General features: G+C 70.0%; 19 protein-coding genes. 15 read left to right on the forward strand and 4 right to left on the reverse strand.

The features are described from left to right. Positions 1-5: 5 nt before the first annotated feature. Positions 6-1,133 carry a M24 family metallopeptidase gene (locus QRD43_RS05610; RefSeq protein WP_285981484.1) on the reverse strand — a complete coding sequence of 376 codons (1,128 nt, stop codon included), beginning with the start codon at positions 1,131-1,133 and terminating at the stop codon, positions 6-8. Continuing rightward, positions 1,130-2,209 (reverse strand): proline racemase family protein, encoded by a 1,080-nt coding sequence (locus tag QRD43_RS05615; RefSeq protein WP_285981485.1) that lies wholly within the window; start codon positions 2,207-2,209, stop codon positions 1,130-1,132. The genes QRD43_RS05610 and QRD43_RS05615 overlap by 4 nt, the downstream gene beginning before the upstream one ends. Positions 2,210-2,265: 56 nt before the next feature. Between QRD43_RS05615 and QRD43_RS05620 the strand changes: the two genes are divergently transcribed. The 8 genes from QRD43_RS05620 to QRD43_RS05655 all read left to right on the forward strand — a co-directional run bounded on the left by QRD43_RS05620 (position 2,266) and on the right by QRD43_RS05655 (position 8,298). Further along, on the forward strand, positions 2,266-3,192 hold the full coding sequence (locus QRD43_RS05620) for a collagenase (RefSeq protein ID WP_285981486.1): 927 nt from the start codon (positions 2,266-2,268) through the stop codon (positions 3,190-3,192). A 54-nt stretch (positions 3,193-3,246) separates the two neighbouring features. Next, on the forward strand, positions 3,247-3,675 hold the full coding sequence (locus tag QRD43_RS05625) for a CopD family protein (RefSeq protein WP_285981487.1): 429 nt from the start codon (positions 3,247-3,249) through the stop codon (positions 3,673-3,675). 3 nt (positions 3,676-3,678) lie between these two features. After that, complete coding sequence (locus tag QRD43_RS05630) at positions 3,679-4,779, forward strand: VanZ family protein (RefSeq protein ID WP_285981488.1); 1,101 nt, start codon at positions 3,679-3,681, stop codon at positions 4,777-4,779. 49 nt (positions 4,780-4,828) lie between these two features. After that, on the forward strand, positions 4,829-5,155 hold the full coding sequence (locus QRD43_RS05635) for a (2Fe-2S) ferredoxin domain-containing protein (protein ID WP_285981489.1): 327 nt from the start codon (positions 4,829-4,831) through the stop codon (positions 5,153-5,155). A gap of 13 nt (positions 5,156-5,168) precedes the next feature. Further along, positions 5,169-5,786 carry an alpha/beta hydrolase gene (locus QRD43_RS05640; protein ID WP_285981490.1) on the forward strand — a complete coding sequence of 206 codons (618 nt, stop codon included), beginning with the start codon at positions 5,169-5,171 and terminating at the stop codon, positions 5,784-5,786. Positions 5,787-5,830: 44 nt separating this feature from the next. After that, a complete protein-coding gene (locus tag QRD43_RS05645) occupies positions 5,831-6,979 on the forward strand; it encodes a D-alanyl-D-alanine carboxypeptidase family protein (protein WP_285981491.1) in 1,149 nt (382 codons plus the stop codon). A 114-nt stretch (positions 6,980-7,093) separates the two neighbouring features. Continuing rightward, on the forward strand, positions 7,094-7,969 hold the full coding sequence (locus QRD43_RS05650; RefSeq protein ID WP_285981492.1) for a D-amino acid aminotransferase: 876 nt from the start codon (positions 7,094-7,096) through the stop codon (positions 7,967-7,969). Positions 7,970-8,019: 50 nt separating this feature from the next. Further along, entirely contained in the window at positions 8,020-8,298 is a 279-nt protein-coding gene (locus tag QRD43_RS05655; RefSeq protein ID WP_183105421.1) for a DUF493 family protein, read from the forward strand. A 3-nt stretch (positions 8,299-8,301) separates the two neighbouring features. On the opposite strand, the gene QRD43_RS05660 is transcribed toward QRD43_RS05655, so the two are convergent. Further along, positions 8,302-8,970, reverse strand: coding sequence for a tetratricopeptide repeat protein (locus QRD43_RS05660; RefSeq protein ID WP_285981493.1), 669 nt, complete (start codon positions 8,968-8,970; stop codon positions 8,302-8,304). Positions 8,971-9,074: 104 nt separating this feature from the next. Here QRD43_RS05660 and lipB point away from each other — a divergent pair, with 104 nt between their 5' ends. Together lipB and lipA are read left to right on the forward strand one after the other, a co-directional pair. Further along, positions 9,075-9,743: a lipoyl(octanoyl) transferase LipB gene (lipB, locus tag QRD43_RS05665; protein ID WP_285981494.1), complete on the forward strand. Its 669-nt coding sequence runs from the start codon at positions 9,075-9,077 to the stop codon at positions 9,741-9,743. 45 nt (positions 9,744-9,788) lie between these two features. After that, on the forward strand, positions 9,789-10,778 hold the full coding sequence (gene lipA, locus QRD43_RS05670; RefSeq protein ID WP_285981495.1) for a lipoyl synthase: 990 nt from the start codon (positions 9,789-9,791) through the stop codon (positions 10,776-10,778). A gap of 61 nt (positions 10,779-10,839) precedes the next feature. Here lipA and QRD43_RS05675 read toward each other — a convergent pair whose 3' ends face one another. After that, a complete protein-coding gene (locus QRD43_RS05675) occupies positions 10,840-11,802 on the reverse strand; it encodes a tetratricopeptide repeat protein (protein WP_285981496.1) in 963 nt (320 codons plus the stop codon). 142 nt (positions 11,803-11,944) lie between these two features. On the opposite strand from QRD43_RS05675, the gene purE reads away from it, so the two are divergent. The 5 genes from purE (at position 11,945) to QRD43_RS05700 (ending at position 17,122) form a co-directional block, all read left to right on the forward strand. Next, positions 11,945-12,409 carry a 5-(carboxyamino)imidazole ribonucleotide mutase gene (gene purE / locus QRD43_RS05680; RefSeq protein WP_434063830.1) on the forward strand — a complete coding sequence of 155 codons (465 nt, stop codon included), beginning with the start codon at positions 11,945-11,947 and terminating at the stop codon, positions 12,407-12,409. Beyond that, positions 12,409-13,575 (forward strand): 5-(carboxyamino)imidazole ribonucleotide synthase, encoded by a 1,167-nt coding sequence (locus QRD43_RS05685; protein ID WP_285981498.1) that lies wholly within the window; start codon positions 12,409-12,411, stop codon positions 13,573-13,575. The genes purE and QRD43_RS05685 overlap by 1 nt, the downstream gene beginning before the upstream one ends. 25 nt (positions 13,576-13,600) lie before the next feature. Next, positions 13,601-14,590, forward strand: coding sequence for an L-threonylcarbamoyladenylate synthase (locus tag QRD43_RS05690; RefSeq protein WP_285981499.1), 990 nt, complete (start codon positions 13,601-13,603; stop codon positions 14,588-14,590). A gap of 20 nt (positions 14,591-14,610) precedes the next feature. Next, positions 14,611-15,588 carry an SGNH/GDSL hydrolase family protein gene (locus tag QRD43_RS05695; protein ID WP_285981500.1) on the forward strand — a complete coding sequence of 326 codons (978 nt, stop codon included), beginning with the start codon at positions 14,611-14,613 and terminating at the stop codon, positions 15,586-15,588. A 175-nt stretch (positions 15,589-15,763) separates the two neighbouring features. Continuing rightward, positions 15,764-17,122, forward strand: a complete 1,359-nt coding sequence (locus QRD43_RS05700) for an alpha/beta hydrolase family protein (RefSeq protein ID WP_285981501.1) — start codon at positions 15,764-15,766, stop codon at positions 17,120-17,122. The last annotated feature ends 2 nt before the right edge of the window (positions 17,123-17,124 follow it).

The following is a 17,124-nucleotide window of genomic DNA, read 5'->3' on the forward strand; positions in this document are numbered from 1 at the left end:
CTTGTTCAAAGAGGGAGCTCGAAGTCACGGTGAGCGCGGGTCAGGATCTCATGACCGCCGTCCAGCAGCAAGGCGTCGTCCTCGATGCGCAGGCCGCCCTGGCCGCGGATGTAGATCCCCGGCTCGATGGTGACGACCTCGCCCGCGCGCAGACGGGCCTCGCAGACCGTGTCCAGGAAGGGTTGCTCGTGCAGGACCAGGCCGACGCCATGTCCCAGCCCCGGGCCGGCGTGCGCGGCGAACTCGCTGGCGGCCAGCACGGCGCTGGCCGCGTCGTTGAGCGTCCGGCCGCTGACGCCCGGCTTCAGCAGCGCCAGCGCGGCCTGCTGGGCCTGGCTGACGGTGTCATGCAGGCGCTGCTGCCAGGGCTGGGCGGGGCCGGCTACATGGCTGCGCGTCATGTCCGAGCGGTAGCCATTCACCACGGCGCCGAAGTCCAGCACGAGGAGGTCACCCCGCTGCAGCGGGCGGTCTGACGGGGCGCTGTGCGGCAGGGCCGAGCGGGGACCAAAGCCGAGGATGGTCGGAAAGGACAGGCCTTCCGACCCCAGGGACTGCAGCAGCTGCTCCATACGCGTGGCCAGTTCGCGCTCGCTGCGGCCCAGCCGGATCTCGGGGCGCAGGGCCTCGAGCGCCGCGTCGGCCAAGGCGGCGGCCTGGCGCAGCTGCTGCTGCTCCCAGGCGTCCTTGACCCGGCGCGCCTGGACCAGGAGGTCCGAGGCCGGCAGCAGGGCCAGGCCGGGCAGATCGGCGCTGATCGCCGTCCACTGCGCCACGCTGACATGTCCGGCCTCGAAGCCCACGCGCGTGGCCCCCAGGTCGGCCAGCAGCCGGCCGAGGGCCTCACCCAGGCGCTCGCGCTGGCGGTCCCGGCACAGCAGCTCCGTGGCCACGCCGCGGCGCCATTCGTGATGCATGCATTCCTCTTCGGCCTGCTCGATGAAGCGGTAGTCGGTCACCAGCCAGCTGCTGCGCGCGCTGAGCAGGCCGCAGGCCGCTTCGCCGCTGTAGTTGAAGAGGTAGCGCAGATGCTCGGGCGCAAAGACGAGCATCGCGTCCAGGCCGGCCTCGGCCATGTGGGTGCGCAGCCGCGCCAGGCGCTGGGCGAACAGGGGTTGCAGAGGCGGGGTCATCGCAGCAGGAATCCTTTGGCAAGCGGGTCTTCGGGATGGATCAGGAATTCATGGCGGCCGGTGACATGGGCCTCGCCCTCGACCGCCGGGACGATGGCGGGATGCGGGCCGCAGCGGCTCTCGTGTGCGGCCCGGACCTCGAATCGCGAACCCAGCACGCTCTCGATGGTCAGCGGGTGGCCCAGTGGCAGCTGGCCCCGCGCATGCAGCAGGGCGGCGAAGCCGGAGACGCCGCTGCCGGTGGGGCTGCGGTCCAGCTCGCCTTCGGCAAAGACGCAGACGTTGCGGTAGTCCGCCCCGGTTTCCAGCGCCGGACCGGTGAAGATGGTCCCGTACAGAAAGCCCAGATCGGGGTCGCCCGGGTGCTCGATATGGGTGCCCGCACGGACGATGGCGTCCTTGATCTGGCGCCCCGCCTCGATCAGCCGGGCATGCGCTGCCGTCGCCAGGGACAGGCCCAGCGACGCCGCCTCCACGTAGGCGTAGAAGGCGCCGCCGTAGGCCAGGGCATAGTGAACCAGCCCCAGGCCTTCGACGGGCAGGGTCTGGCGGTCGGCGAGCACGAAGGACGGCACGTTCCAGAAACGCACCCGGCCGACGCGCCAGGGCTGGCCCTCCTGCTGCACGCACTGTGCCTCCAGGCGGATCTGGCCGCAGGGTGCGTCGATGGCGAGGCGGGTCGTCGCTCCGGTAGCGGGCACCCATCCGCTCTCGATGGCCAGCTTGGCCAGGGCCGGCATGGCGTGGCCGCACATGGTGCTGTAGCCCTCGTTGTGAAGGAAGAGCACGCCGAAGGCGCTGTCGCTGCGCTCGGGCGGGGTGATCAGGGCGCCGTACATGTCCGCATGGCCGCGCGGCTCCCACATGAGCGCCCGCCGCAGGCCGTCGAAGCGCTGCTGGCAGTCACGCCGGCGCGCCAGCATGGTCTGGCCCCACAGGGCGGGGAAGCCGTCGACGATCACCCGCAGGGGCTCGCCGCCCGTATGGCAGTCGATCGTGCGCAGTCGCAGGGTGTCTGTCGAGGGCTGCCAGGTCTGCAGGACCTGTGCTGCCGGGGCATGCCTTGCGTGATTCATTGTTTCAGAAATATCATTGAGATTCTGAAAATATATTAGCAGAGGAGGTGATGGAAATGTCGATGAAAGCCCTGGGCCCGGTCCGCACGGCGCCTGAATCGTGGCTGCCGGTGCCGGGCCTGCTGACGATCGCAACGCTCCTGCTGCTGGCGGGCTGCTCCGGCCGGCCGGCCTTGAGCGAGGACGCCGTGACGCGTGTGCTGAGCCGGGAGCACCGCTGCAGCGCGAGCCTCGTGCTGCGCTCGCAGGCCCTGGCCAGCGAGCAGGAAGGGCGCATCTGCGAGGACCTCGGCGCCGTGGAGCGTCGCTTTCACGCGATGTTCGGCACGGCTGGCAGGCCGGTGGCGCACGACGGCAATGTGGCGCTGCGGGCCAACATCTACCGCACGGTGGCGGAGTTCAAGCGCTGGGCCGGCCGGCACTTCGACATGCCGGTGGACAACGGCGGCATGTACCTCGAGGGCCTGCCGGACCGCCCGGGCAACCAGGCCGAGTTCGTGGCCTACCAGCAGGCGAGCGGGGCCGTGCACAACCTGGCCCACGAGTTCACGCACTACCTGGACGGCCGCTTCAACCTGCAGGGGGACTTCTGCGCCAACCTGCACGACTCCCACGCTCCGCCGGAAAACTGCGCCCAGCCTTCGCCGCTGCGGCCCTACCTCGTCTGGTGGACCGAGGGGGTGGCCGAGTACGTGGCCCACGGCGACGCGCACCCCCGGCTGGCGCAGATCGCCCGTGCCCAGCCGCTGCCGCTCAGCGAGCTGTTCAACACCGGCTACGAGACGCAGGGCGGCACGGAGCGCATCTACGGCGGCGGCTACCTGGCCGTGCGCTTCATGATGGAGCGGCATCGGCCCCGCATCGACCAGATGCTGGCGCTCACCCGGGCGGGAGACTACCCGCGCTACCAGGCGCTCGTCCGCAGCTGGGGGCAGGAGATGGACGCCGACTTCGCCGCCTGGCTGGATCATCTGAAGTCCTGACGCCGCTTGACGTGCCCGGGCATCGCCCCCCGGGCCGCGGTCCATAATGCCCCGATGCTCTGGATCAAAGCCTTCCACATCGTCTTCGTGGCCTCCTGGTTTGCGGGTCTGTTCTACATGCCGCGGATCTTCGTCAACCTGGCCATGGTCCCGCCGGACAGCCATGCCGAGCGCGAGCGCCTGCTGCTGATGGGGCGCAAGCTGTACCGCTTCATGAACCTGCTGATGATCCCGGCGCTGGCGCTGGGGCTGGTGCTGTGGCTGCACTACGGCATCGGCCGCGGGCCCGGCCAGTACTGGATGCACGCCAAGCTGGCCGTGGTGATCGGCGCCGTGGGCTACCACCATGTCTGCCGCAGCCACCTGCGCCAGTTCGAGGCCCTGGCCAACCGTCGCAGCCACCGCTGGTACCGCGTGTTCAACGAGGTCTCGGTGCTGCTGTTCATGGCCATCGTGATCCTCGTGGTCGTCAAGCCCTTCTGAGCCATGGGGCGGCGCAGTTCGGCCAGCTGGCTGGTCCTGATCTATGCGCTGCTGGTGGCCTATGCGAGCCTGTACCCCTTCTGGCCCTGGGCGTGGCCGCCCGGCGTGGCGGGCACGGAAGTGCTGGTGCTGCACTGGCCGCGCTACTGGCTGAGCTTCGACATCTGGGCGAATGCCCTGGGCTACACGCCCTTCGGCGTCCTGCTGTTCGCGGCCGTGGTGCGCAGCGGCGGGCGGGAGCGTGCCGCCTGGCTGGCGGTGCTGCTGGGGCTGCCGCTGGCCTCCTACGTCACCGAGGTGCTGCAGTACTTCCTGCCGGGCCGCGTGCCGTCGCTGGCGGACTGGGCGCTGAACAGCGCCGGCGCGCTTGCCGGGGGCCTGCTCGGGGGACTGATGCACCGCTTCGGCGTGCTGGCGCGCTGGCACGGCTGGCGGGAACGCTGGTTCGTGCCCCAGAGTGCCGGCGCGCTGGCGCTGCTGGCCTTGTGGCCGGTGGGCCTGCTCTTTCCGGCGCCGCTGCCGCTGGGGCTGGGGCAGTGGCTGCCGCGCCTGCGCGAGCTGAGCGCCCAGGCCCTCGATGGCACGCCCTGGGCCCTGCGCGACGCCGACTTCGTGAACCTCGTGGAGCTGCCGCTGCCGCCGGGGCAGGAAGCCATCGCCATCGCCCTTGGCCTGCTGGGGCCCGTGCTGCTGGCGTTGTCGGTGGCCCGTCCGGGCTGGCGCCGCCTGCTGCTGGTGGCGGGCGCCCTGCTGGTGGGGGTGCTGCTGACGGCGCTCTCGACCGCCCTGAATTTCGGCCCCCAGCATGCCTGGTCCTGGGTCAGCACCACGACGCTGCCCGGTCTCGGGGCGGGCCTGCTGCTGGGCGTGCTGGCCTGTCTGATGTCCCGACGCGCCAACGCCGCCTGGGGCCTCGTGGCGCTGACCGTGCTGATCGCCCTGATCACCGAAGCCCCGACGGACCCCTATCTCGCCCAGACGCTCCAGACCTGGGAGCAGGGCCGCTTCATCAATCTCTATGGCCTGGCCCAGTGGGTGGGATGGGTCTGGCCCTTCGCCGCCATTGCGTGGCTGCTGTGGGGCGTGACGCAGCGCGAACGCTGAAGAGCCCGTTGCCATCGGGGCAAACCCCAGCCGCCTACAATCCCGCGCCATGAGCTATTACGAGCGCCACATCTTCTTCTGCCTCAACCAGCGGGACAGCGGCGAGAACGCCTGCGCCCAGCATGGCGCGCAGGCGGCCTTCGACCATTGCAAAGCCCGGGTCAAGGCCGAGGGCCTGGCCGGCAAGGGCGGCGTGCGGGTCAACAAGGCGGGCTGCCTGGACCGCTGCGCCGGCGGCCCGGTGGCCGTCGTCTATCCCGAGGCCGTCTGGTACAGCTTCGTGGACAGCACCGACATCGACGAGATCGTCGAGTCCCACCTGAAGAAGGGCGAGGTCGTCGAGCGGCTGGTGCTGCCCGACGCCGTCGGCCGCTGATCCGGGGCTGCGCATGAACTCCCAGACGCGCAAGCTGCTGATCGACGGCCCGGCGGGCACGCTCGAATGCGCCGTGGACCAGCTGCTGGACCTGCAGGCGCCGCGTGGCACGGCCGTGATCTGCCATCCCAATCCCACCCAGGGCGGCACGATGGACAACAAGGTCGTCCAGACGCTGGCACGCGCCTTCGTGCAGCTTGGCTATCAGGTCGTGCGCTTCAACTTCCGCGGCATCGGCCAGTCGGCCGGCGCGTGGGACGAAGGCCGTGGCGAGGTGGACGACGCGCTGGCCGTGATCGCGCATTTCCGCCAGGACGGCCTGCCCCTGGTGCTGGGCGGCTTCTCCTTCGGCGGCTACGTGGCGTCCCGCGCCGCGCTGCAGCTGACGGGGGATGCGGCGCCTGAGCGCCTGGTGCTGGTCGGGCCCGCGACCTCCCGTTTCGACATGGCCCCGGTGCCGGCCGATGCGCTCGTCATCCATGGCGAGGTCGACGATGTCGTGCCGCTCAGCTCGGTGCTGGACTGGGCCCGTCCGCAGCACCTGCCTGTCATCGTCGTGCCCGGCGTGGGGCATTTCTTCCATGGGCAGCTGACGCTGCTCAAGAACCTGGTGCTGCGCAGCTGGCACTGAGCCGCCCTGCTGCGCCGCACGTTTTTCTCTCTCTTCCGCATCCCATGAAACGACTGATTGCCCTGGCCCTGGCCGGCGTGGCCGCTGTGTCCGCGCAGGCCCAGGCGCCCCAAGCCCCCGAGATCGCCGCCCGCAGCTACGTGCTGCTGGACATGACCACCAACAAGGTCCTGGCCGAGCGTGAGGCCGACGTGCCGAACGACCCGGCCTCGCTGACCAAGCTGATGACGGCCTACCTGACCTTCCAGGCCCTGAAGGAAAAGCGCCTGACGCTGGACCAGGAGCTGAGCGTCTCGAAGCGGGCCTGGGAAGAGCGCAAGGGCGACCCCTCGCTGATGTTCATCGACACCACCATGCGCCCCAAGGTGGACGAGCTGCTGCGCGGCCTGATCATCCAGTCGGGCAACGACGCCGCCGTGGCGCTGGCCGAGGGGGTGGGCGGTACGCTGGACCAGTTCGTCGCGATGATGAACCGCCAGGCCCAGGCCTGGGGTCTGAAGAACACGCGCTTCAGCAATGTGACCGGCCTGAGCGAGGCCAGCCACAAGAGCAGCGCGCGCGACATCGCCGTGATTGCCGCGCACATCATCCGCGACTTCCCGGAGTACTACCCGTACTACTCGCAGCGCGAATACACCTACAACAAGATCCGCCAGCACAACCGCAACCTGCTGCTGACCCGCGACCCCAGCGTCGACGGCATGAAGACCGGCTTCACGGACGCTGCGGGCTACTGCCTGGTCTCCAGCGCCCAGCGCGACTTCCCCAACGGCAAGCGCCGCCTGCTGAGCGTCGTGATGGGCACGGCCTCGAAGGAGGCGCGTGCCAACGAAAGCCAGAAGCTGCTGAACTGGGGCTACTCCGCCTATGACGCCGTCCGGCTCTTCGACGCCGGCCAGGCCGCCAGCACGGTCAAGGTCTGGAAGGGCGCGATCCCCGAGGTCAAGCTGGGCGCCGAGGGCCCGGTCTTCGTGGCCGTGCCGCGCGGCGAGGGTGGCAAGCTGCAGACGCAGGTCGAGCGCACCGACCCGCTGGTAGCGCCGCTGAACAAGGGCCAGCGCGTGGGCACCATCAAGGTGACGACCACGGGCGGCGTGGCCGTGGCCGAAGTGCCGCTGGTCGTGCAGGAGAGCGTGGCGCAGGCCGGCATCTTCGGGCGCGCCTGGGACTCGATCCGCCTCTGGATCAAGTAAACACATCTTCGCCACGGGCAGGACTGCCCAGGCGCCGCCGGGTGGCGTAAGCTGCCGTCGCAAGGAGACGTCGAAGGTCGTCGCCGACGGCCAACGTCACAGCGAGGAGGCGCCATGAAGCCGATGCCTGAGGGCCTGTGCTACCTGAACGGGGCCGTCCTGCCGCTGGCCGAGGCGCGGATCTCGCCGCTGGACCGGGGCTTCCTGTTCGGGGACGGCGTCTATGAGCTGGTCCCCGTGTATGGCGGCCGCATGTTCCGCCTCGAGGACCACCTCGAGCGCCTGGACCGCAGCCTGGCGCGCGTGCGCATCGCCAACCCGCTGAGCCGCCAGGAGTGGCTGCGGCTGGGCCGGGCGCTGGTCGAGCGTGCAGGCGGCGGGGACCAGTGGTGGTACCTGCAGGTCACGCGCGGCGAGGCACCGCGGGATCACGTGATGCCCCAGAACATCACGCCCACGGTGTTCAGCTACTGCCTGCCGGCGGCCTGGCCCACGGCCGAGCAGCGGCACCAGGGTGTCGCCTGCATCACGGCGCGTGACTTCCGCTGGCAGCGGGGCGACATCAAGAGCATCTCGCTGCTGGGCAATGTGCTGGCCCGGCAGGTCAGCGCGGACCAGGGCGCCGCCGAGACCATCCTCTTCCGGGACGGCTTCCTCACCGAGGCGTCTGCGTCCAATGTCTGGATCGTCAAGGAAGGCGCGCTGCTCGGGCCGCCACGCTCCGAGCTGCTGCTGGAGGGGGTGCGCATGGGCCTGCTGCACGAGTTGTGCGAGGAGCTGGGCATCGGCTATAACCTGCGCCCGATCGCGGAGGCCGAGGTCTTCGCGGCGGACGAGGTCCTGCTGAGCTCGGCCACCAAGGAGGTGCTGCCGGTGACGCAGCTGGACCACGAGCCCGTCGGCCATGGTGCGATGCGCGGCAAGCCCGGGCCGGTGTATGCGCGGCTTCACGAGGCCTACCAGCGTGCCAAGGCCTTGCAGTCGGTCTGAATGACCTCACCTGCGGGGCGATGAGCGATCGAGTTTTTGAAGGAGGGCGCATGGCGCCGACGATTCCCCCCGAGCAGTCCCTGATCGAATACCCCTCGAAGTTCCCCATCAAGGTGATGGGCGCGCATGTCGAGGGCTTCTTCGAGGCCATCGTGATGGTGGCGCAGCAGTTCGATCCGGACTTCGACGCCGGCACCGTCGAGCGCCGCCCCAGCAGCAGCGGCAACTACCTGGGCCTCACCATCACCATCACGGCCACGAGCCGCGAGCAGCTGGACGAGCTCTACCGCACGCTCAGCACGCACCCGATGGTGAAGGTCGTCCTCTGACGTTCAGGCGCCGTCCGGCTGCCGCTCGGACTCGATCCGGGCGTCGATCTCCTGGCGCTTGAAGGGCGCCGCCTCGTCGCCGTTGCGGGCGGCGATGTCGTACCAGTAGCGCGCCAGGCGCAGGTCGCGCGGTACGCCGTCGCCCTGCTCGTACAGCGAGGCCAGGAGGTACTGCGCCCCGACGTCGCCCCCGTTGGCGGCCTCGCGGAACCAGCGCGCGGCCTGCGCCATGTCCCGGGCCGCTCCCCTGCCGAGGAAGAAGGCCGTGCCGACGGCGAGCTGGCCGTCCGCGCTGCCATGCTCGGCCGCGCGCAGGAACCAGCGCTGGGCCTGGACCAGGTCCACCCGTCCCAGCCGGCCTTGCTCATGCAGCTCGCCCAGCGCCAGCTCGGCGCGGACAAAGCCCTGGCCGGCCGCCTGTTCCAGGAGCCGGCGGGCCTCGGGCACGCGGCTGCGTGGCAGCTCGTCACGCAGGTGCATCATGGCCAGGTTGTAGCGGGCGAGGGCATTGCCCTGCGCCGCGAGCTGCCGGAAGCCCGCCGCGGCCTCGGGCAGACGGCCATCGGCATAGGCGGCGATGGCGCGGTCCACCGGCGCGGCGGGAGGCGATGCGGCATGGCCGGGGAGGGCCAGGGCCCAAAGGGCGGCAATGAGGAGCGGGCGTGCAGTCATGGTCGATTCATTCGAGCCGTTGATCCGTGTGGTGCGACTTGTAGCGCAGTCTTTGTCGTGACCGGCGCGTGGGGCCTTACAGCCGCGGCGCTACCATCCTGCCCATGCTGATCAAGACCCTGGGCCGCGTCGACTACGCGGCCACGCTGGCCGCCATGCAGGCCTTCACCGCCGAGCGCGGCCCCGACACGCCGGACGAGCTCTGGCTGTGCGAGTTCGATCCCGTCTACACCCAGGGCCTGGCGGGCAAGGCGGACCACATCCTCAATCCGGCCGGCATTCCCGTGGTGCAGACCAACCGCGGCGGCCAGGTGACGTACCACGGCCCGGGGCAGGTCGTGGCCTATCCGCTGGTGGACCTGCAGCGCCTGGGCATCTACGTCCGCGAGTATGTGTTCCGCCTGGAGGCCGCCGTGATCCAGACGCTGGAGACCTTCGGCATCACCGGCCACCGGGTGAGCGGCGCCCCGGGCATCTACGTGCGCCTGGACGACCCGTCGTCGCATGCCGCGCTGACCGGCCCGGCCGACCCGACGGACCCGTTCCGGGGCCTGGGCAAGATCGCCGCGCTCGGAATCAAGATCAGCCGCCACTGCAGCTACCACGGCGTGGCGCTCAACGTCGGCATGGATCTGCAGCCTTTCCAAGGCATCAACCCTTGCGGCTACGCAGGCCTGAAGACGGTGGACCTCGCTACACTTCGGGTTTTCTCCGACTGGACCACCGTGGCCCAGCGATTCGGCGAGCGGCTGGCTGCCCAGCTCACGCCATGAAGCTGCACTGAGCCTGCAGCGAGCCAGCCCTGAGGACGAGGCGCCATGCCCACCGAGAACATCACCCACGAAGCCAAGACCGGCGACGACTACGACGCCAGCGCCAAGCAGAAGGCCCAGGCCAAGACCGCGCGCATTCCCATCAAGATCGTCCCGGCCGAGACGCTGAAGAAGCCGGACTGGATCCGCGTGAAGGCCGGTTCGCCCAGCACCCGCTTTTACGAGATCAAGCAGATCCTGCGCGAGCACAAGCTGCACACCGTCTGCGAGGAAGCCTCCTGCCCGAACATCGGCGAGTGCTTCGGCCACGGCACGGCCACCTTCATGATCATGGGTGACAAGTGCACCCGCCGCTGCCCCTTCTGCGACGTCGGCCACGGCCGTCCGGACCCGCTGGACGTCCATGAGCCGGAGAACCTCGCCAAGACCATCGCGGCGCTGAAGCTCAAGTACGTGGTGATCACCAGCGTGGACCGCGACGACCTGCGCGATGGCGGCGCCGGCCACTTCGCCGAGTGCATCACCAAGGTCCGTGAGCTGAGTCCGGCGACCCGGATCGAGGTGCTGGTGCCCGACTTCCGCGGTCGCATGGACCGTGCGCTGGACATCCTCAAGGCCGCGCCGCCCGATGTGATGAACCACAACCTCGAGACCGCGCCGCGCCTCTACAAGGAAGCGCGCCCGGGCTCCGACTACGAATTCAGCCTGAACCTGCTCAAGCGCTTCAAGGAAGAAGTGCCGGGCGTGCCGACCAAGAGCGGCATCATGGTCGGCCTCGGCGAGACCGACGAGGAAGTGCTGCAGGTGATGCGGGACATGCGCGCCCACAACATCGACATGCTCACCATCGGGCAATACCTGGCCCCGTCCGGCCATCACCTGCCGGTGCGTCGCTACGTGCACCCCGACGTCTTCAAGATGTACGAGGCCGAGGCCTACAAGATGGGCTTCACCCACGCGGCCGTCGGCGCGCTGGTGCGCTCCAGCTACCACGCGGACAAGCAGGCCGCGCAGGCCGGCGTCGGCAACGCCTGACCCCACCCCGCGCCATGCAAAAGGCCCGCTGATGCGGGCCTTTTTTCATGGGGCGAGGGCTTCAGAACAGCGCCATCGAGAGCTTGCGACGGTACTGGTCCAGCAGCGGATCGGCGGGCGTCACGGTAGCATGCCCGGCCAGTTGCAGGCCGCCCTTGGGCTCGCCGGCGGCAGGCACGGCCGCCTTGGGCTGCGGCTTGGTCAGGATCTCGAGGATGGCCACGTAGGTCTTGCGGGCCAGCTCGCCGTTCCAGGCCTTGTCCCGCATGATGATCTCCAGCAGCTCCTCCATCGCCTCGGTGAAGCGGCTGGCGGCGAAGTGCAGCTGCGCGAGGCCGTAGCGGGCGTCGAAATCGCGCTTGTTGGCGCCGATGGCCGCCTGCAGCGCCGTGGCGTCCAGCCCGCGCTGCGCCGCCTCGGCGGCCTGCAGCCACAAGGCCAGGGCGGCGAAGCGGGCGTGCGGGGTGATGGTGTCGGCTGCCTGCGCGGCCACCGGCTCGAAGGCGGCACGGGCTTCGCCCACGCGGCCGGATTCCAGCAGCGCCTTGACCAGGTCGAAGCGGGCGGCCTCGTTGGCGGGATCGGCCTCCAGGGCGGCGATGAACTTGTCGAGCGCCGCGTCGGCGTCCCCTTCGTCCAGCAGCTCCTCGCCCTCGGACACCTCCTGCTCGGCCGCCAGCTCGCCGGCCTCCGGCAGGTGCTTGGCCAGGAACTCGCGGATTTGGGACTCGGGAATCGCGCCCACGAAGCCGTCCACCGGCTGGCCGCCGACGAACATCACGCAGAAGGGGATGCTGCGCACGCCGAAGGCCTGGCTGAGCTGGCTGGCGATCTCGGGCTGCTCGTCGCTGTTGAGCTTGGCCAGCAGGAAACGGCCGCCGTAATCGGCTTCCAGGCGTTCGAGGATGGGGCCGAGGCTCTTGCAGGGGCCGCACCAGGGCGCCCAGATGTCCAGCAGCACCGGCTGCTGGAGGGAGGCCTGCAGCAGCTCGGTCTCGAAGTTCTCAAGAGTGATGTCGATCATGGTGTGGGGTGTGTTCTTGCCGGAAGTCGGCGCCTGGCGGCCCGGCCGTCCGGCGGCAGATGGGGCGCGCCGCCTACAATTCAAGGTTTTCCAGCCTATGGAGCGAGCCGTGAGCAGCGCCTCTCCCCTGATCGGCGTGGTGATGGGATCCAGCAGTGACTGGGAGACCATGAAGCACGCCGCAGACATTCTCTCCGAGTTCGGTGTGCCCTTCGAGGCACAGGTGGTTTCCGCCCACCGCATGCCGGACGACATGTTCGCCTACGCCGAGCAGGCCCAGGCCCGCGGCCTGCGCGCCATCATCGCCGGTGCGGGCGGCGCCGCCCACCTGCCGGGCATGCTGGCGTCCAAGACGCTGGTGCCTGTGCTGGGCGTGCCGGTGGCCAGCCGCCACCTGCAGGGCGTGGACTCGCTGCATTCCATCGTCCAGATGCCCAAGGGCATTCCGGTGGCGACCTTCGCCATCGGCACGGCTGGCGCGGGCAATGCCGCCTTGTTCGCCGTGGCCATGCTGGCCCAGGATGACGCGGCACTGCGCGAGCGCCTCGCCGCCTACCGCCAGCGCCAGACCGAGCATGCCCGCGGCATGAGCAAGGACCTGATCTGATGGCCAAGCGTCTGGAAGCCGGCACGGCCACGCTCGGCGTGATGGGAGGCGGCCAGCTGGGCCGCATGTTCGTGCACGCCGCCCAGGCTCTGGGCTACCGCACCGTCGTGCTGGACCCGGATCCGGAAAGCCCGGCCGGGCTCGTGGCGCATGAGCACATCCAGGCCGACTACCTCGACGAGGCCGGGCTGGCCCGGCTGGCGGCCGCCAGCGATGCCATCAGCACCGAGTTCGAAAACGTGCCCGCCGAGGCCCTGCGCCGCCTGGCGCAGCAGCGCTTCGTCGCGCCCGCCGGGGACTGCGTCGCCATCTGCCAGGACCGGGCGGACGAGAAGGCCCACTTCCAGCGCAGCGGCGTGGCGTGCGCGCCCTATGCCGTGATCCGCAGCGAGGCCGATCTCGCCGCCGTGCCGGCCGCTCTGCTGCCGGGCATCCTCAAGACGGCCCGCATGGGCTACGACGGCAAGGGCCAGGTCCGCGTGAAGACCGCGCAGGAGCTGGCCGAGGCCTTCCATGCACTGAAGGGCGTGCCCTGCGTGCTGGAGCAGATGCTGCCGCTGCAGCTGGAGCTGTCCTGCCTCGTGGTGCGGGGCGACGACGGCCAGGTCGTGCACTTCCCCGTGCAGCAGAACCTGCACCGCGACGGCATCCTGGCTGTCACGCAGGTGCCGGCGCCCGCGGTGTCCGAGGCCTTGCAGCGCCAGGCGGTGGCGTCCGCCTCGCGCATCGCCGCCGAGATGGGCTACGTGGGTGTGCTGTGCGTCGAGTTCTTCCTGCTGCAGGACGGCTCGCTGGTGGTCAACGAGATGGCGCCACGTCCGCACAACTCCGGCCACTACACGATGAACGCCTGCGACGTGTCGCAGTTCGAGATGCAGGCCCGCGCCATGGCCGGGCTGCCTTTGCGCGCGCCGCGCCTGCACTCGCCGACGGTGATGCTGAACCTGCTGGGCGACCTGTGGTTCGACGCCGCCGGCACCGAGCGCACGCCGCCCTGGGGCGAGGTCCTCGCGCTGCCCGGGACGCATCTGCACCTCTATGGCAAGCAGAGCGCCCGGCCGGGTCGCAAGATGGGCCACCTCAACATCACCGGCGCGACGGCCGAGGCCGCCGAGGCCTCCGCGCGCGCCGCCGCCCGCCTGCTGGGCCTGCCGGACTCGTGGTGAGCCGGCCGGTGCGAGAGGGAAAGCCATGCTGCTGAACGGAGCCGATCCCGCTGCCGTGCGCCGGGCCGCCGAGGCCCTGGCCCGCGGCGAACTGGTGGCCCTGCCCACCGAGACGGTCTACGGCCTCGGGGCCCGTGCGGACGATGACGCGGCCGTGGCGGGCATCTTCGCGGCCAAGGGGCGGCCGGCGGATCATCCGCTGATCGTCCATGTGCCGGACGCCGCGTCGGCCGCGCCCTTCGCGGCGCGCCTGCCCGAGGCGGCGCGACAGCTGATGCAGGCCTTCTGGCCGGGTCCGCTGACCGTCATCGTGCCGCGGGCCGAGGGCATGGCCGCCGCGGCCGCCGGCGGGCAGGACACGGTCGGCCTGCGCTGCCCCGCCCACCCCGTCGCCCAGGCCCTGCTGCGCGAGGCGCTCGCGCTGGGCGTGCGCGGCGTCGCGGCCCCGAGTGCCAACCGCTTCGGGCGCGTCAGCCCCACCCACGCCTCCCACGTGCGCAGCGAGTTCGACGAGACGCTGCTCATCCTCGACGGCGGCGACTGCGAGGTGGGCATCGAGTCCAGCATCGTGGACTGCAGCCGCGAGCACCCGGTGCTGTTGCGCCCGGGCGTCCTGACGCGGGCGCAGATCGAGGCCGTGCTCGGCGAGCCGCTGCGCGACCGTGACGCGGCGGCACCGCGCGCCTCGGGCACGCTGGCGGCCCATTACGCGCCTTCGGCCGCCGTGCGTCTGATGAGCCTGGCGCAGATCGAATCCGGTCTGGCTGAAGCTGCGCCTAAGGGTGTGGCGGTATATTCCCGCACAAAACCGGCCCGGCTCCCCGAGTTCTGGCGCCCGATGCCCGTGGATGCCCGCATGGCAGCGCATGACCTGTTTGCCGTGCTGCGCGAGCTAGACGACGCCGGGGTGCGCGAGATCTGGGTGGAGCAGCCTCCGGCCGAAACGGCCTGGGATGGTGTTCGCGACCGTCTGTCGCGCGCGGCTGCGGCCTTTGCCGCCGATGCCGGCATTTGATTTCCGGAGATGGAGTGTTCATGAAGAGTTTCAAGCAAGCTGCCCGCGGCAGCGCCCGCGCCCTTCTGGTGGGCCTGGTGGCGGCGGCAGCGCTGGCCGGTTGTGGGGGCGGCAGCGAGCCCATCGAGCCGTTCGCCCCGACGCGTCTGGTGGCCTTCGGCGACGAGACCAGCGTGCTGACCAGCGATGGTCGCAAGTACAGCGTCAATGCCCTCAACTCCATCAGCAACGCCGTGGACTGCAGCAGCAATCCGCTGTGGATCCAGCTGCTGGCCAATCGCTACGGCATGGTGTTCCCGCAATGCAACCCCAGCAATCTGGCGGCACCGCAGGGGCGCATCATGGCGACGGTCGGCGCCAAGGTGGACGATGCCCGCGCGCAGCTGGACCGCTACCTGGCGAGCGACGTCCTGACCGAGCACACGCTGGTGACGCTCTATGTCGGCACCAACGACATCCTCGGCCTCTACGCGCAGTACCCGGCCCAGTCCGAGGCCGACCTCATGCGTGCCGCCGGTGATGCCGGCCGCCAGCTGGGCGAGCTCGCCGTGCGCATGATGCGCACGGGCGGCCGCACGCTGGTGGTGTCCCTGCCGGATGTGGGCGCCACGCCCTTCGCCATCCAGGAGCGCAACAACCGGCCTCCGGTCCGCGAAGGCCTGAACCGCGCCCAATTCCTGACCGCCCTGACGGTCTCCTTCAACACCGAGCTGTACCGTGCCCTGGGCGCGCTCAACGACGGCCGCCTCGGTGCCCTGGTGCTGGGGGACGACATGTCCACCTCGGTCACCAAGTTCCCGGCGCAGTACGGCTTGTCGGACGTGCTGAACCCGGCCTGCCAGGCGGCGGTCAGCCTGCCGAACTGCTCGACGGGGACGCTGATCGGCGGTGCCACGGTCACGACCTACCTCTGGGCGGACGACCGCCACCTGGGCCCGGTGGGCCACTCGACCCTGGGCAACCTGGCGCTGTCACGCGTCCTGCGCAACCCGCTCTGATCCCTCCCCCCCAGAGGATCCCTGCCACCCCGGCACCGGCAACGGTGTCGGGGTTTTTACTTCCTGATGACAGAGTCGTGTCACTCTATAGTGAGCTCCAACAAAAGCGAACGACCGTTCGCTTTTTTGTCCGGAATCCGGATTTCACTCCATGCCGACTGCAGAGGTACGCACGATGAGCAAGTTCAACCTGGCGATGCTGGCAATCAGCGTCGCAGCCCTGTCCGCCTGTGGTGGTGGTACCAGCGAAAGCCGAGATGACCCACCCGCGCCGCGCGGCTCGATCATCTATGGCACGCTGGCGGGCCACGCCACCCTGGCGCAGATTGACGGCGGCACCGCCGCGAGCGGCCTGCAGCCCCTGTCGGGCAAGGCCAAGTGCGAAGTGGACGTCCGCTACGTGTACTACATGACCCGCGACCCGGCCGGCCAACCCGCCACCGCCTCCGCGGGCGTGCTGGTGCCCACCGGCAGCGACGCCGCCTGCACGGGCAACCGCCCCGTGCTGCTCTACGCCCATGGCACCGCCACGCAGAAGAGCTACAACATGGCGGACGTCACCAACAACCGCGAAGCCTCGCTGATGATGGCGATGTACGCCGCGCAGGGCTTCATCGTGATCGCCCCCAACTACCTCGGCTACGAGCGCTCCAGCCTGGGCTTCCATCCCTACCTGAATGCCGAGGCCCAGGCCGTCGACATGGTGGACGGCCTGCGCGCCGGCATCGCCCACCTGAAGGCCGAGAGCAGCACCAAGGCATCCGACAAGCTCCTGATCTCGGGCTACTCGCAGGGCGGCCATGTGGCCCTGGCGACGCACAAGGTCATCGAGCGCGACTACGGCAGCGAGTTCAAGATCACCGCCACGGCGCCGATGTCCGGCCCGTACAACCTCGTGGGCTTCGGCGACGCCGTGGTCAACGTGCAGGCCAATGCCGGCGCGACGCTGTTCTCCGTCATGCAGCTGACCAGCTACCAGAAGTCCTACGGCAACATCTACGGTGCTCCGAGCGATGCCTACCAGGCCCCGTTCGACGCCCACGCCGAGACGCTGCTGCCCACCGACACCCCCATCGCCGACCTGATGGCCGCCGGCAAGCTGCCCGCCGACCCGACCTTCACCAAGCTCTTCGGTGCAGGCGGGCTGCTGAAGGACAGCTTCAAGGCGTCCTACCCCACGTCCAACTTCCGCAAGGCCCTGCAGACCAACACGCTGCTGGGTGTCAGCACCCGCCGCCCGATCGCCCTGTGCGGCGGCAAGGCTGACCCGACGGTGTTCTATGACCTGAACACCACCGTGGCCGCGGCCGACCTGAAGGCCCGCGGCATGCCCCTGATGGCCACCTATGACCTGGAAACCCTGAGCACGCTGCCGGCCGGCATCACCGGCCAGACGGTCTATGGCGGCTTCCAGCAGGCCAAGGCCGCTGCCGGCGCCTCGGTGCAGGCGCAGTACCACGGCGGGCTGGTGCCGCCCTTCTGCAACGCCCTGACGCGCGGCTTCTTCCAGCAAGTGATCGCCGCCGGCCTCTGAAG

The organism is Roseateles subflavus, assembly GCF_030285365.1.
GTDB classification, from domain to species: domain Bacteria; phylum Pseudomonadota; class Gammaproteobacteria; order Burkholderiales; family Burkholderiaceae_C; genus Roseateles_B; species Roseateles_B subflavus.

Excerpts from the sequence above, each read along its gene's own strand:
- QRD43_RS05610 (WP_285981484.1), bottom strand. The coding sequence starts at position 1,133 with ATGACCCCGCCTCTGCAACCCCTGTTCGCCCAGCGCCTGGCGCGGCTG.
- QRD43_RS05615 (WP_285981485.1), bottom strand. The coding sequence starts at position 2,209 with ATGAATCACGCAAGGCATGCCCCGGCAGCACAGGTCCTGCAGACCTGG.
- QRD43_RS05620 (WP_285981486.1), top strand. The coding sequence starts at position 2,266 with ATGTCGATGAAAGCCCTGGGCCCGGTCCGCACGGCGCCTGAATCGTGG.
- QRD43_RS05625 (WP_285981487.1), top strand. The coding sequence starts at position 3,247 with ATGCTCTGGATCAAAGCCTTCCACATCGTCTTCGTGGCCTCCTGGTTT.
- QRD43_RS05630 (WP_285981488.1), top strand. The coding sequence starts at position 3,679 with ATGGGGCGGCGCAGTTCGGCCAGCTGGCTGGTCCTGATCTATGCGCTG.
- QRD43_RS05635 (WP_285981489.1), top strand. The coding sequence starts at position 4,829 with ATGAGCTATTACGAGCGCCACATCTTCTTCTGCCTCAACCAGCGGGAC.
- QRD43_RS05640 (WP_285981490.1), top strand. The coding sequence starts at position 5,169 with ATGAACTCCCAGACGCGCAAGCTGCTGATCGACGGCCCGGCGGGCACG.
- QRD43_RS05645 (WP_285981491.1), top strand. The coding sequence starts at position 5,831 with ATGAAACGACTGATTGCCCTGGCCCTGGCCGGCGTGGCCGCTGTGTCC.
- QRD43_RS05650 (WP_285981492.1), top strand. The coding sequence starts at position 7,094 with ATGAAGCCGATGCCTGAGGGCCTGTGCTACCTGAACGGGGCCGTCCTG.
- QRD43_RS05655 (WP_183105421.1), top strand. The coding sequence starts at position 8,020 with ATGGCGCCGACGATTCCCCCCGAGCAGTCCCTGATCGAATACCCCTCG.
- QRD43_RS05660 (WP_285981493.1), bottom strand. The coding sequence starts at position 8,970 with ATGACTGCACGCCCGCTCCTCATTGCCGCCCTTTGGGCCCTGGCCCTC.
- lipB (WP_285981494.1), top strand. The coding sequence starts at position 9,075 with ATGCTGATCAAGACCCTGGGCCGCGTCGACTACGCGGCCACGCTGGCC.
- lipA (WP_285981495.1), top strand. The coding sequence starts at position 9,789 with ATGCCCACCGAGAACATCACCCACGAAGCCAAGACCGGCGACGACTAC.
- QRD43_RS05675 (WP_285981496.1), bottom strand. The coding sequence starts at position 11,802 with ATGATCGACATCACTCTTGAGAACTTCGAGACCGAGCTGCTGCAGGCC.
- purE (WP_434063830.1), top strand. The coding sequence starts at position 11,945 with ATGGGATCCAGCAGTGACTGGGAGACCATGAAGCACGCCGCAGACATT.
- QRD43_RS05685 (WP_285981498.1), top strand. The coding sequence starts at position 12,409 with ATGGCCAAGCGTCTGGAAGCCGGCACGGCCACGCTCGGCGTGATGGGA.
- QRD43_RS05690 (WP_285981499.1), top strand. The coding sequence starts at position 13,601 with ATGCTGCTGAACGGAGCCGATCCCGCTGCCGTGCGCCGGGCCGCCGAG.
- QRD43_RS05695 (WP_285981500.1), top strand. The coding sequence starts at position 14,611 with ATGAAGAGTTTCAAGCAAGCTGCCCGCGGCAGCGCCCGCGCCCTTCTG.
- QRD43_RS05700 (WP_285981501.1), top strand. The coding sequence starts at position 15,764 with ATGAGCAAGTTCAACCTGGCGATGCTGGCAATCAGCGTCGCAGCCCTG.